General features: G+C 73.6%; 14 protein-coding genes. 7 read left to right on the top strand and 7 right to left on the bottom strand.

What is annotated here, in order from left to right; genetic code table 11:
• Nucleotides 1-113 precede the first annotated feature (113 nt).
• The 3 genes from ACGF07_RS08805 to cobU all read right to left on the bottom strand — a co-directional run bounded on the left by ACGF07_RS08805 (nt 114) and on the right by cobU (nt 2,726).
• On the bottom strand, nt 114-905 hold the full coding sequence (locus tag ACGF07_RS08805) for an adenosylcobinamide-GDP ribazoletransferase (protein ID WP_392896744.1): 792 nt from the start codon (nt 903-905) through the stop codon (nt 114-116).
• A 104-nt stretch (nt 906-1,009) separates the two neighbouring features.
• Entirely contained in the window at nt 1,010-2,125 is a 1,116-nt protein-coding gene (locus tag ACGF07_RS08810; protein WP_392896746.1) for a nicotinate-nucleotide--dimethylbenzimidazole phosphoribosyltransferase, read from the bottom strand.
• Between the two features lie 28 nt (nt 2,126-2,153).
• Nucleotides 2,154-2,726, bottom strand: coding sequence for a bifunctional adenosylcobinamide kinase/adenosylcobinamide-phosphate guanylyltransferase (gene cobU / locus ACGF07_RS08815; RefSeq protein ID WP_392896747.1), 573 nt, complete (start codon nt 2,724-2,726; stop codon nt 2,154-2,156).
• A 94-nt stretch (nt 2,727-2,820) separates the two neighbouring features.
• On the opposite strand from cobU, the gene ACGF07_RS08820 reads away from it, so the two are divergent.
• Nucleotides 2,821-3,021: a hypothetical protein gene (locus tag ACGF07_RS08820; RefSeq protein ID WP_350738980.1), complete on the top strand. Its 201-nt coding sequence runs from the start codon at nt 2,821-2,823 to the stop codon at nt 3,019-3,021.
• A gap of 30 nt (nt 3,022-3,051) precedes the next feature.
• Here the strand turns inward: ACGF07_RS08820 and ACGF07_RS08825 are convergent, their stop codons facing one another.
• Nucleotides 3,052-3,762 carry a methyltransferase domain-containing protein gene (locus ACGF07_RS08825; RefSeq protein ID WP_350738997.1) on the bottom strand — a complete coding sequence of 237 codons (711 nt, stop codon included), beginning with the start codon at nt 3,760-3,762 and terminating at the stop codon, nt 3,052-3,054.
• A gap of 188 nt (nt 3,763-3,950) precedes the next feature.
• Nucleotides 3,951-4,550, bottom strand: a complete 600-nt coding sequence (locus tag ACGF07_RS08830) for a DUF3043 domain-containing protein (RefSeq protein ID WP_392896749.1) — start codon at nt 4,548-4,550, stop codon at nt 3,951-3,953.
• Between the two features lie 299 nt (nt 4,551-4,849).
• Here ACGF07_RS08830 and ACGF07_RS08835 point away from each other — a divergent pair, with 299 nt between their 5' ends.
• Together ACGF07_RS08835 and ACGF07_RS08840 are read left to right on the top strand one after the other, a co-directional pair.
• Nucleotides 4,850-5,662, top strand: a complete 813-nt coding sequence (locus ACGF07_RS08835) for a PspA/IM30 family protein (protein ID WP_392896751.1) — start codon at nt 4,850-4,852, stop codon at nt 5,660-5,662.
• A gap of 37 nt (nt 5,663-5,699) precedes the next feature.
• Nucleotides 5,700-5,999, top strand: a complete 300-nt coding sequence (locus ACGF07_RS08840) for a hypothetical protein (protein ID WP_350738988.1) — start codon at nt 5,700-5,702, stop codon at nt 5,997-5,999.
• 266 nt (nt 6,000-6,265) lie between these two features.
• On the opposite strand, the gene nadA is transcribed toward ACGF07_RS08840, so the two are convergent.
• Complete coding sequence (gene nadA, locus ACGF07_RS08845; RefSeq protein WP_392896753.1) at nt 6,266-7,450, bottom strand: quinolinate synthase NadA; 1,185 nt, start codon at nt 7,448-7,450, stop codon at nt 6,266-6,268.
• Nucleotides 7,451-7,669: 219 nt separating this feature from the next.
• On the opposite strand from nadA, the gene ACGF07_RS08850 reads away from it, so the two are divergent.
• The 3 genes from ACGF07_RS08850 (at nt 7,670) to ACGF07_RS08860 (ending at nt 10,853) form a co-directional block, all read left to right on the top strand.
• Nucleotides 7,670-8,593, top strand: coding sequence for an NADP-dependent oxidoreductase (locus tag ACGF07_RS08850; protein WP_392896755.1), 924 nt, complete (start codon nt 7,670-7,672; stop codon nt 8,591-8,593).
• A 242-nt stretch (nt 8,594-8,835) separates the two neighbouring features.
• Nucleotides 8,836-9,300 carry an Lrp/AsnC family transcriptional regulator gene (locus tag ACGF07_RS08855; RefSeq protein WP_350749164.1) on the top strand — a complete coding sequence of 155 codons (465 nt, stop codon included), beginning with the start codon at nt 8,836-8,838 and terminating at the stop codon, nt 9,298-9,300.
• A 185-nt stretch (nt 9,301-9,485) separates the two neighbouring features.
• Nucleotides 9,486-10,853, top strand: a complete 1,368-nt coding sequence (locus ACGF07_RS08860; protein WP_350749161.1) for a pyridoxal-dependent decarboxylase — start codon at nt 9,486-9,488, stop codon at nt 10,851-10,853.
• Nucleotides 10,854-10,926: 73 nt separating this feature from the next.
• Here the strand turns inward: ACGF07_RS08860 and ACGF07_RS08865 are convergent, their stop codons facing one another.
• Nucleotides 10,927-11,799: a GNAT family N-acetyltransferase gene (locus ACGF07_RS08865; RefSeq protein ID WP_392896758.1), complete on the bottom strand. Its 873-nt coding sequence runs from the start codon at nt 11,797-11,799 to the stop codon at nt 10,927-10,929.
• A 246-nt stretch (nt 11,800-12,045) separates the two neighbouring features.
• Here ACGF07_RS08865 and erpA point away from each other — a divergent pair, with 246 nt between their 5' ends.
• Nucleotides 12,046-12,399, top strand: a complete 354-nt coding sequence (gene erpA / locus ACGF07_RS08870) for an iron-sulfur cluster insertion protein ErpA (RefSeq protein ID WP_350749159.1) — start codon at nt 12,046-12,048, stop codon at nt 12,397-12,399.
• Nucleotides 12,400-12,536: the final 137 nt, after the last annotated feature.

The following is a 12,536-nucleotide window of genomic DNA, read 5'->3' on the forward strand; positions in this document are numbered from 1 at the left end:
ACCAGAGGCCCCGGCTCCTCGTTGCGCGCCGGGCGGGCAGGTCCTGCCACGGTGCAGGGCTGCGGTGCTTCACGCATGGTAGTCCGCATGCTGGGATCACGCGCCGCCCGGTGTCAGCCGAGCAACGCCAGGGCGAACAGCGTGCCGCCGGCGGCCGTCTCCGCCATCGCGCCGAGGACGTCGCCGGTGATTCCGCCGAACCGTCGGACGCACCGCCCGAGCAGCAGCCGGGCGCAGCCGACGCCGACCACAACCGCCAGTGGCAGGCGCAGGGCTGACCACCCGTCGGACAGCCCTGACGCGGCGACGGCCAGGGCTCCGAGGGCCGTCCCGGCGGCGGCCCCGGCCGGTGACACGGTGCTCGCGACCACCGCCCCGAGCCCGCCGGGGCGGGCGGCCGGCACCGACCGCAGGCAGCCCCAGCCGAGCGCGCACCGGGCGGCCACCGCCGCGGCGAGCACCGCGAGCGCGCCGCGCGCCACCGAGTGCCCGAACTGTCCGGCCAGCGCGGCGACCTGGGCCAGCAGGACCAGCACCAGGGTCAGCACCCCGAACGGTCCGATGTCGGACTGCTTCATGATGCGCAGCGCCTCCTCGGCCGGTTTGCCGCTGCCCAGCCCGTCCGCGACGTCCGCCAGCCCGTCCAGGTGCAGCCCCCTGGTCAGCGCGGCGAGCACCGCGACCGCGGTCACCGCCCCGAGCGGTCCACCCGCCCGCCAGGCCACCAGCGCGCCGGCCCCGGCCGCGGCGGCGCCCAGCACGAGGCCCACCAGCGGAGCCGCCGTCATCGCCCGCGCGGCCGCCGCGCGGTCCCACCGCTCCACCCGCACCCGCAGCACCGACAGCGTCCCGAACGCGAACCGCAGCCCCTCGCCCCAGCCGGCTCCGTCGCCGCCGCCCGCCATCGCACCCGCTCCTCACCGCACCGCACCGAACCGAACCGCACCGCACCGCACGAACGAAAGTCCCCGCGCCCCGGGCGGGACGCGGGGACGACACCGTCGACGTCCTACAGCCTCCGGAGCAGGTCCGCCGCCGAAGGCAGCCTCGGCTGCTCCTTCGGCGCCGCCGGCGCGGACGGCTGCGGCACCTCGTCCGCCAGCGCGTCGCCCGCCGCCTGGAGCAGCGGCAGCGCCAGCACCGCGCCGACGCCCTCGCCCATGGTGATCCCCTGGTCCTGCAACGGCGTCAGGGTCAGCCGGTCGTAGGCCTTCGCCTGGGCCGGCTCGCCGCTGGACTGCCCGGCCCGCCACCACTCCGGCGCCCGGAAGGCGATCCGCTGGGCGACCAGCGCGCAGGCCGCCGAGACCACCCCGTCCAGCACCACCGGCAGCCGACGGACCGCGGCCTGCAACAGGAAACCGGTGATCGCCGCGAAGTCGGCCCCGCCGGTCGCCCCGAGCAGGGCGATCTGGTCGCCCAGCACCGGCCGGGCCCGGCGCAGCGAGTCCCGGATGGTGGCGCACTTGACCATCCACACCCGGTCGTCGACACCTGAGCCGCGCCCGCAGACCGCGGCGGCGTCCGTCCCGCAGAGGGCGCCCACCAGCACGGCGGCCACCGTGGTGGAACCGACCCCGAGGTCGCCGAGCAGCACCAGGTCGGTGCCGGAGTCGGCCTCCTCGTCGGCCACGGCCATGCCAGCCCGGAAGGCCCGTACGGTCTCCTCGGCGGTGAGCGCGTTCTCGACGTCGATCCGGCCGGAGCCGCGTCGGATCCGGTGGCTCACCACCTCGTCCGGGAAGTCCGCCGGGTCGGTGTCCACGCCGACGTCGACCACCCGCACCCCGGCGCCGTAGCGCGCGGCCAGCCGGGCCACCGGCGCGGTGCCGTCGAGCACCGCCCGCACCCGGGCCGCGGTGCCGCCCCGGGCGGGCAGCCGGGAGACCCCGAGCGCCGCCACACCGTGGTCGGCCGCGAACAGCAGCACCTTGGGCGCGACCACCGGGCGCACCGGGGAACGCCCCTGCACGGAGGACAGCCAGCTGCCCAGCTCCTCCAACCTGCCGAGCCCGCCGCGCGGCCGGCCGGCCTCCTGCCACCGCTCCTCGGCGGCCCGCCGGGCGCTGTCGTCGGGGCGCTCGACGAGCGAGGAGAACGTATCGAGATCCACGGTCGTGTCCATCGTCGGGAAGGCTACACGCCGCGGGTGTTCAGGCTGCGGCTGGCTTGACGGTGACGACCTGCCCCGCCACCACCAGCAGCACCCGCTCCGAGGCGTCCGCCACGGCCATGTTGAGCCGGCCCAGGGTGTCGCGGAAACGCCGGCCCGCGGCGGTGGCCGGGACGACACCCATGCCGACCTCGTTGCTCACCGCGACGGCGGTGCGCGCGGTGGCCGCCCAGGCCGCCGCCAGCGCCTCGCAGCGGCGCCGCACCGCGGCCTCCCCGCCCTGCGCCCACGCCCGGTCGTCCCAGGCGTCGCACTCGTCCATCACCGAGGTCAGCCACAGCGCCAGACAGTCGATCAGCACCGGTGCCGGGTCGGTGGCGTCGGTGAGCACGGCCTCCAGGTCGCAGGTCTCGGCGGTGCGCCAGCTCGCCGGGCGCCGCTCCCGGTGCAGCTCGATCCGCTGGGCCCACTCGGCGTCACCGTCGCGGGTGCCTCCGGTCGCCACGTACAGGACGTCCGGCCGGTCGGCGAGCAGCTGCTCGGCGCGGGTGGACTTGCCGGAGCGCGCGCCGCCGAGCAGCAGCGTGCGGGGGAGGGGTGAGTGGGTCGCCATGCCGCCCATCCTGCCCGACCAGGCATAGGGAAGATCCCGGCGGGCAAGCTATGGTGCGCACCACACGAGGAGCGGGTGGCGGGAGGAGCCGGGCATGGTCTGGACGTGGCGGTACGAGAAGGCGGACGGCAGTGTGGTGACGCCGAGCGGCGGCCAGGAGGAGTTCGCCGGCCAGGGGGACGCCGAGACGTGGATCGGCGAGACCTGGAAGCAGCTCGTCGACGAGGGCGTGGACACCGCCGTCCTGCTGGAGGACGGGAGCAAGGTCTACGCGATGAGCCTGCACGAGGCCTGAGCCGCGCGGGGCGGGGGGCCGCTCCGGCGGCTACTTCGCCCCGATCAGGTGCAGCAGCGCCGCGACCTGCCGGTACGGGTCGGTGCGGGCGGCCCGGTCCTCGGCTTCGAGCAGCTGGGCCAGCTGCCGCCCGTCCACCGGCGGGGCCGCGTCGTCGGGCGCGTTGTCGGTGAAGACCCGCACGCCGTACCAGTGCCTGAGCGGCACCGACACCTCGGAGAGGGTGACGGACAGGTCGGCGAGCCGGTCGGCGCGGGCGGCCAGCCCGAGCCGGTTGTAGTAGCGGTCGCTCTCGAAGGCGTGCAGGGCGGCCCGCCAGTCCCCGGCGGCCGCCGGCCGCAGCGCCAGCGCGTCGCGGTTGCGGACCAGCAGCGAGAGCAGACCGCCGGGCGCCAGCAGCCGGGCCAGCGAGGCGATCATCGGGTCCGGGTCGGGCAGGTACATCAGGACGCCGTGGCAGAGCACCACGTCGAAGCTGCGCGGGCCGAACCAGCGCCCGCACTGGTGCCCGTCACCGCTGAGCAGCTGGAGCCGGCCGCGGACCTCGGGCGGTTCCTCGGCGAGGGCCCCCTGGGCGACGCCGAGCGCGACCGGGTCGGAGTCGATCCCGGTGACGTAGTGGCCGGCCCTGGCCAGCCGCAGGGCCTGGGTGCCCTGGCCGCAGCCGATGTCGAGGACGCGCTGCGCGGTACGGCCGGCCAACTGCTCGGCGAGCTGCCGGGAGACGAGCTCCTGGCGCACGAAGTTGCGCAGTCCGCCGAGCCGCTCCAGCCAGGCGCCGGTCCCGCCGGCGAAGGAGCCGCTGCGCGAGGGCAGTCGCCGCTCCTGCCCGAGCCGGTCGTGGCCGCCGTCCCCCTGCCCGGGCAGCGCGTACAGGCCGGGCCCCTCCCAGGAGGGCGGGGCCCAGCCGGAGTCCACCGGTTCGGCGGTCAGGGCTTCTCCCCGCGCCGCACCTGCGGCTTGGGCAGGCGCAGTCGGCGCATCTGCAGGGTGCGCATGATGCCGTAGGCGACGGCGCCGCGGGTGTTCTCCCCGGGGAAGCGCTCGCCCAGCTGCTTGCGCAGGCCGAAGCCGAGGCGGACGAAGTCCAGCACCACCACGACGAAGAAGAGCAGGAACAGCAGGGTGGAGAGCAGCTGGATCGCCTGCACCTTGACGATGCTCAGGACCAGGATGACCACGGCGGCGGGCAGGAAGAACTCGGCCAGCGACCAGCGGGAGTCCACGTAGTCACGGGCGAACTTGCGCACCGGGCCCTTGTCGCGGGCCGGCAGGTGGCGCTCGTCGCCCTCCATGAGGGCCTGGCGCTGCTTCTCGCGCTCGACCCGCATCCGGTCGCGCGCCTGGCGGGCGGCCTCCTTGCGGTCCTTGGGCACCGTCACCCGGGTACGCCGGTTGGCCTCGGCCTCACTGCGCTTGGGGGTGGGGCGGCCCTTCTTGGCCTGCGGGTGGCGGGCCTGGGTCGTCTCGTCCTGCTTCTCCAGCACGGTGGCGGAGGCGGCGGCATCATCTGAACGGCGTCGGAACACACCCCCAGCGTACGGGGTGAGCGGGCACGACCACGGCTCCCCTCGGACCCAAACGCGTATCGATCCTCCGGTCCGGTTCCGACCCGGGTGTCCAGGGCCCTTCCCGTAGGGGATCAATCGGATGGAGTATGGGGAGGATGAGAGGCGGATCCACCCGGGGGATGAGGAACTGCCACTGGTCGCTGTAGCAGTCTTGTTGCAGGCAGGTGCACTGCGGCGACGGGCTCGCTGCACATACACTCGTCGTGTCTGGTAACGAGATCAAAACCGCAGGCCGGAGAAGGGGGCACCCGAGGCCCATGAGCGACGGAATCATGAAGCGTATGGGGCTGATCTTCCGCTCCAAGGCGAACAAGGCCTTGGATCGGGCGGAGGATCCCCGTGAGACGCTCGACTACTCCTACCAGAAGCAGCTCGAACTGCTGCAGAAGGTACGGCGTGGTGTCGCGGACGTCGCGACCTCGCGCAAGCGCCTGGAACTCCAGCTGACCCAGCTCCAGCAGCAGTCCGCCAAGTACGAGGACCAGGGCCGCAAGGCGCTGTCCCTCGGCCGCGAGGACCTCGCGCGCGAGGCGCTGACCCGCAAGGCCAACATGCAGTCCCAGATCACCGACCTGGAGACGCAGTACCAGCAGTTGCAGGCCGAGGAGGAGAAGCTCACCCTCGCCTCCCAGCGGCTGCAGGCCAAGGTCGACGCCTTCCGCACCAAGAAGGAGACCATCAAGGCCACCTACACCGCGGCGCAGGCGCAGACCCGCATCGCCGAGTCCTTCTCCGGCATCTCGGAGGAGATGGGCGACGTCGGCCTGGCCATCCAGCGCGCCGAGGACAAGACCGCCCAGATGCAGGCCCGGGCCGGTGCGATCGACGAGCTGCTGGCCTCCGGGGCGCTCGACGACGCGAGCGGCCTCGGCCGCAAGGACGACATCGAGGCCGAGCTGGAGCGGGTGGCCGGCGGCTCCGACGTCGAGCTGGAGCTTGCCCGCATGAAGGCCGAGCTGTCCGGCGGCTCCTCCTCCGGCCCGGCGGCCATCGAGCAGGGGCAGCCGCAGCAGCAGGCCCAGCCCCAGCAGCAGTCGCAGGACACCCCTCGCATCAACTACAACAAGTGAGCTCGGCTCGACCCCACGAATCAGGGAGACGCACGGCATGATCATGAGGGTCATGGGTGAGGGGCAGTTCGAGGTGGGCGAGGACCACCTGAACCTGCTCAACCAGCTCGATGACGAGCTGCTCACCGCAGTGGAGTCGGGCGACGAGGAGAACTTCCGCCAGGCCTACGGCAAGCTGCTCGACGCGGTGATGCGGTACGGCACCCGGCTGCCCGACGACGCCCTGGAGCCGTCCGACCTGATCCTGCCGAGTTCCGAGGCGACGATCAGCGAGGTCCGCGAACTGCTGCTGTCCGAGGGCGAGGGCGTGATCCCGGGGTTCCCCGAGTACGACTAGCCGCTCCGGCTGTTGCCAGACGAAAGGGCGGGCCCCCTCCGGTGGGAGGGGGCCCGCCGCGCTGTTAGTCGCCCGCTCGCCTCCGGGGCGCTTCCGGTCCGGTGCCGACGGTCGGCGCTCCAAGGCCCCTCGTCCCTCGGGGCCTCCTCGCTTCTCCCTTTCGGCACCGGCGCGCCCCTTCGGCTCGGGGCGGGTGCTCGCCCGCTCGCCTCCGGGGCAAGGGGGGCGGGGTCGCCCGCTCGCCTGTGGGGCGGGCGGGCGTCGGGCTACGGGAGGGCCAGCATCCGGTCGAGGGCGGCCTTGGCGTGCTTCTCGGTCTCCGGGTCCACGGTGATCACGTTCGGCACCCGGCCGTCGACCAGCGACTCCAGCGCCCAGACCAGGTGCGGCAGGTCGATCCGGTTCATGGTGGAGCAGAAGCAGACCGTGCGGTCCAGGAAGACGATCTCCTTGTCCGGGTGCGCCTTGGCCAGGCGGCGGACGAGGTTCAGCTCGGTGCCGATGGCCCACTTGGAGCCGGGCTCGGCGGCGTCCAGGGCCTTGATGATGTACTCGGTCGAGCCCACCATGTCGGCGGCCGCGACGACCTCGTGCTTGCACTCGGGGTGCACCAGGACGGTCACGTCGGGGATCCGCTCGCGGACGTCGTTGACGGAGTCCAGGCTGAACCGGCCGTGCACCGAGCAGTGCCCGCGCCAGAGGATCATCTTGGCGTCCCGCAGCTGCTCGGCGGTCAGACCGCCGTTCGGCTTGTGCGGGTTGTAGACGACGCAGTCGTCCAGCGAGAAGCCCATGTCCCGCACCGCGGTGTTGCGGCCGAGGTGCTGGTCCGGCAGGAAGAGCACCTTCTCGCCCTGCTCGAAGGCCCACTCCAGGGCGCGCTTGGCGTTGGAGGAGGTGCAGATGAGGCCGCCGTGCTTGCCGGTGAAAGCCTTGATGTCGGCGGAGGAGTTCATGTACGAGACCGGCACGGTCACGTCGGCTATGCCGGCGTCCGTCAGCGCGTCCCAGCACTCGGCGACCTGCTCGGCGGTGGCCATGTCGGCCATCGAGCAGCCGGCCGCGAGGTCCGGCAGGACGACCTGCTGCCGGTCGCTGGTGAGGATGTCCGCGGACTCGGCCATGAAGTGCACGCCGCAGAAGACGATGTACTCGGCCTCGGGGCGGGCCGCCGCGTCGCGCGCGAGCTTGAAGGAGTCGCCGGTGACGTCGGCGAACTCGATGACCTCGTCGCGCTGGTAGTGGTGCCCGAGGATGAAGACGCGGTCGCCGAGCGCGGCCTTGGCCGCGCGGGCGCGCTCGACGAGGTCGGGGTCGGAGGCCGGCGGGAGGTCGCCGGGGCACTCGACGCCGCGCTCGCTGTTCGGGTCGGCCTCCCGGCCGAGCAGCAGCAGAGCGAGCGGCGTCGGAGTGGGGTCGACGCCGTGGGTCTCGGTGAGGGTGGTGGTCACGGGCGGGTGCCCTTCTGTGCGGCCGATCGAGCGGTGAAGCCTTTTCGTCTATCTGACGCTATCTATTCTAACCGCTTAGCGTCAGAGTGACGATGGCCATCCTGTCGATGTGACGAGAACCGCTCGCCGAAGTGGACTGCCGCGGTGCCGGTCACCGGTTCAGGGCCGTTCCGGCGTGGCCGGGCCGGTATTCCGGGGCGGTCGGGTATGGCTGAGCCCATGAAGGCAATCGCGATTAACCGCTACGGCGGCCCCGAGGTGGTCGAGTACACCGACCTGCCCGACCCCAAGGTCGGGCCCGACTCCGTCCTGGTGCAGGTGCGGGCCGCCGGGGTGAACCCGGTGGACTGGAAGATCCGGGACGGCGCCCTGGACGGCATGCTGGACGTCCACTTCCCGCTGGTGCCGGGCTGGGACGTGGCCGGCGTGGTCCGGGCGGTCGGCGGCGGGGTGACCGAGTTCGCCCCCGGCGACGAGGTGTACGGCTACGTCCGCAAGGACGCCGTCGAGCACGGCACCTACGCCGAACTGGTCGCAGCGCCGGTCCGCACCCTCGCCCGCAGGCCCGCCGCGCTCGACTGGGCGCAGTGCGGCGGGCTGCCGCTGGCCGGGCTCAGCGCCCTGCAGAGCCTGCGGACGTTGCGGCTCTCGGAGGGCGACACCCTGCTGGTGCAAGCGGCCGCCGGCGGGGTCGGCCACCTGGCCGTCCAGATCGCCCGCGCCCGCGGCGCCCGGGTGATCGGCACGGCCGGTGAGCGCAACCACGACTTCCTGCGCGGACTGGGTGCCGAACCGGTCGCCCACGGGGAGGGGCTGGCCGAGCGGGTGCGGGCGCTCGCCCCGGACGGCGTGGACGCGGCCCTCGACCTGGTCGGCCGGGGAGCCGTACAGGTCTCTGCCGGGCTGGTGGCCGACCGGGGCCGGATCGCCTCCATCGTGGACTTCGGGGTGAAGGCCCTCGGCGGCCACTACGTGTGGGTCCGTCCCGACGCCGCGGACCTGGCCGAACTGGCCGCGCTCGCCGACGACGGCCGGCTGACCGTCACCGTCGCCTCCACCTTCCCGCTGGCCCAGGCCGCCTCCGCCCAGGCGCTCAGTGCCGAGGGCCGCACCAGGGGGAAGATCGTCCTGCTCGTGGACTGAGGACCGGTCGGTCGGACCGCGGCCGTGGCCCGGCCCGACGGAGTCCGCCGGACAGGCCCGGGTCTCCTCCGCGTCATCCGCAGGCGGTGAACTCGTTCAGGTCATCCGCCAGAATGGGTGGCGAACCGTTTCGGCATCGGTACCGGCCGTGCCGGCGGCAGCCCAGCGACCGCCTCCCGCACACCGACCGCCGCCGGAACGCACCCTCGAACACCCCGCACGACCCGTGGAGCCCCGCACCGATGACGAGCAGCCGAGCGCACGAGGTGATCGGGGCGGACCTGGACGAGACGGACCGGCAGCTCCTCGCCCGGCTCGGCAGCGACGGCCGGGCCTCCTACGCCGAGATCGGCCTCCAGGTGAACCTCTCCGCCACCGCCGTGCGCCGCCGCATCGACCGGCTCCGGGCGCGCGGCGTGGTGCGCGGCTTCACGGTGGTGCTCGATCCGGCCGTGCTCGGCTGGCAGACCGAGGCCTTCGTCGAGGTCTACTGCCGCGAGCGCACCGCCCCCGAGGAGATCCTCGCCAGCCTGCGGCAGTTCCCCGAGGTGGTCGCCGCCTGGACGGTCACCGGCGACCCGGACGCGCTGGTCCACCTCCGGGCGGCGGACACCCGCCATCTGGAGGCCGTCATCGAGCGCATCCGGCGCGAGCCCGGCGTCCAGCGCAGCCGCTCCTCCGTGGTCCTCTCCCAGCTGATCGGCTGACCCTCCGGCCCACGCGCAGGAATCCTGCGCGAACCCGCCCGAAGACGCTCGAAACCTGCCTGACCAGCCGCGTTCCGACGCGCGGCGAAGCGCCGCGGCTGCCTACGCTGATCACGTCCGGTCGACGCGGTGAGGCGTCCCGCAGACCGGATCCCCCCGACACTCCACAGCCGAGAGGGACAGCCGTGTCCGCAGTACCCGACCGCATGCACCGGCCCGACAACGAACTGGTCGACCTGGTTTTCGACTACATGCGGGAGCGGCTGCAGTACGACCCCGTCCCGCTCGACCACCCCGGTGACGGCGAGCACCTGCGCGCCCAGCTGTCCGGTCTGCTCAACCAGGACGGCAACGACCCGGCCGACGTGCTCAAGCTGTACGACCACGAGCTCTCCCGGGCGGTCATCTCCGCCGACAGCCCCCGCTACCTGTCCTTCATCCCGTGCGCCCCGACCAAGGCCGCGCTGCTGTTCGACATGGTCGTCTCCTGCGCCTCGCTCCAGGGCATCTCCTGGCTGGAGGCGGCCGGCGCGATCGCCGCCGAGAACCAGGTGCTCCGCCTGATCGCCGACCGCGCCGGCCTGCCCGAGACGGCCGGCGGCTGCTTCGTCTCCGGCGGCTCGGCGGGCAACCTCTCCGCCCTGGTCGTCGCCCGCGACACCGCCCGCCGCCGCCTCGGCGTCGGCCCGGAGGCGCGGCTGCGGATCGCGGTCGCGGACCAGGTGCACTCCTCGGTCAAGAACACCTTCAACATCATCGGCGTCGAGGCGTTCAAGGTCCCGACCGTGAACCGGCGGTTCACCGGCGAGGCGCTGCGCGCGGCCCTGGCGGCCGACCCCCACCCCGAGACGGTCATCGCGGTCGTCGGCACCGCCGGCACCACCAACGAGGGCATCGTCGACGACCTCAAGGGTCTGGCCGAGGTCGCCCGCGAGCGGGACCTGTGGTTCCACGTGGACGGCGCCTACGGCGGCGCCGGCCTGTTCGCCCCCTCGGTGCGCGAGCGCTACGACGGCATCGAGCACGCCGACTCCTTCGTGGTCGACCCGCACAAGTGGCTGTTCGCCCCCTTCGACTGCGCCGCGCTGATCTACCGCAACCCGCAGCTGGCCCGCGCCGTGCACACCCAGGACGCCTCCTACCTGGACGTCCTGCACACCGAGGGCGACGAGTGGAACCCCACCGACTACGCCTACCACCTCACCCGGCGCGCCCGCGGCCTGCCGCTGTGGTTCTCGCTGGCCGTGCACGGCGTCCAGGCCTACACCGACGCCATCGAGACCGGCCTCCAGCTGGCCCGGGACACCGCCCAGCTGATCCGCGAGACCGAGCACCTGGAGCTGCTGTTCGACCCGCAGCTCTCGGCCGTCTGCTTCAAGCGCAAGGGCTGGACCAACGACGACTACTACCGCTGGTCGCAGCAGCTGCTCGCGGACCAGATCGGCTTCGTCACCCCGACCGGCTGGGACGGCGAGACGGTCGCCCGCTTCGCCTTCCTGCACCCGGGCACGACCATGGAGATGGTCCGGGAGATCCTGGACACCATGGTCTGACCGACGCCAGGTTCCCGTACGGCTCCGGCGCCCCGCGCGCCGGGGCCGTACGCGTTCCCGGCCGCGCCCGTCGCTACAGGAACGCCCCGCTCGGCAGGTACGGGCTCGGCGGCCGCATCCCCCGCACCCCGATGAAGCCCCCGGTCTCCGGGGTCAGCCCGACCTCCAGCCCGACGTCCAGCGCCCACTCCTGCTCGGCCGTGAGGTGCTCCACCCGCGCCTCGACGCCCTCCGGCACCCGGGCCAGCGCCTCCCGCAGCAGCCGGGCGGCGATCCGCTTGCTGGTGGCCGCGAGCAGCCGCACCGAGCCGCCGTCCCGGTAGCAGTAGCCGCTGCCGGCCAGCGCGTCGGCGACCAGCAGTTCCTCGAAGTGCCCCAGCATCAGCTCGTGGTCGGGTCCGTGCGCGGACCCGCGCAGCCGCCGGTCCACCGAGTCCAGCAGGTGCAGGTGGGTCGCGTTGCCGGGGTGCACCGGGATGTCCCCCGGATCGGTCAGCCCCGCCCGGTCCACGCGCCCGCTCAGCCGCATCGCCGGGTGCAGGGTGAAGCCGGCCAGTCGGTAGCGCCGGGCCGCCGCCGGGGCGGAGGAGGAGCAGACCATGCCCCGCAGGCAGCCCCGCGCGTGGGCCGCGGCCCGTTCCAGGAGCAGCCGCCCGACCCCCTTGCCCCGGGCGGACGGGCGGACCGCGAACAGCGAGGGCATCCACAGCCCCTCCCGGCGCAGCGACAGCACCACCCCGACCGCCTCCCCGCCCGTCCAGGCCAGCCAGCACCCGCCCGGATCCGTGCGGGCCAGGTGCCGGGTCCGGGCCAGCTCCAGCGGTGCCGGCCAGGGCGGCGCCGCAGCTGCCGCCGGCCCGGCGGCCGGCTCGGCGCGAGCGGCGGAGGACAGTTCCCGGACGGCCTCGGCGTCCTCTGCGGTGTCCCTGACCTGGCGAAGGATCATGCCGCCCATCCTGGCGCCGAACGGCCGGCCACGGGGCCGGTTCACCCGGATCCACGAGGAGGGCCGTGACCGGTACGCGCCGGTTGTGCGAGCATGGGGAGCGTAGGGGACGCGGGTGGCACACCCGGCCCACGGAAAACCGGCCGCCGAACAGGCCGCAGAAATCCATCGCCGTCCGGGAAATGAAACCGGACGGCCGTTGGTTGGCACTGGCGGCATACCGTCGTCAAGACCGGGAGAAAGCAGATGACCGTCCAGGACGAGACCACCGTCGAGAGTGGCATCCTCCTCACCGATGCCGCCGCGGCCAAGGTCAAGGCCCTGCTGGAGCAGGAAGGCCGCGACGACCTCGCGCTGCGCGTCGCCGTCCAGCCCGGTGGCTGCTCCGGCCTGCGTTACCAGCTGTTCTTCGACGAGCGCTCGCTCGACGGCGACGTGCTGAAGGACTTCAACGGCGTCAAGGTCGTCACCGACCGGATGAGCGCCCCGTACCTGGGCGGCGCCACCGTCGACTTCGTGGACACCATCGAGAAGCAGGGCTTCACGATCGACAACCCGAACGCCACCGGCTCCTGCGCCTGCGGCGACTCCTTCAGCTGAGCCTGAAGCAATGAAGCGCTGAGGCGCTGAAGCACCGAGGCGGGCCCCCGGGGGGCGGGGGGGGGCGCCGGGGGGGGGGGCGGCGTGGGGGGGGCGGCCCGCCGCCCCCCGGCGGGGGGGCGGGGGGGGGGGGGCCC

The organism is Kitasatospora sp. NPDC048194 (assembly GCF_043202455.1).
Taxonomy (GTDB): domain Bacteria; phylum Actinomycetota; class Actinomycetes; order Streptomycetales; family Streptomycetaceae; genus Kitasatospora.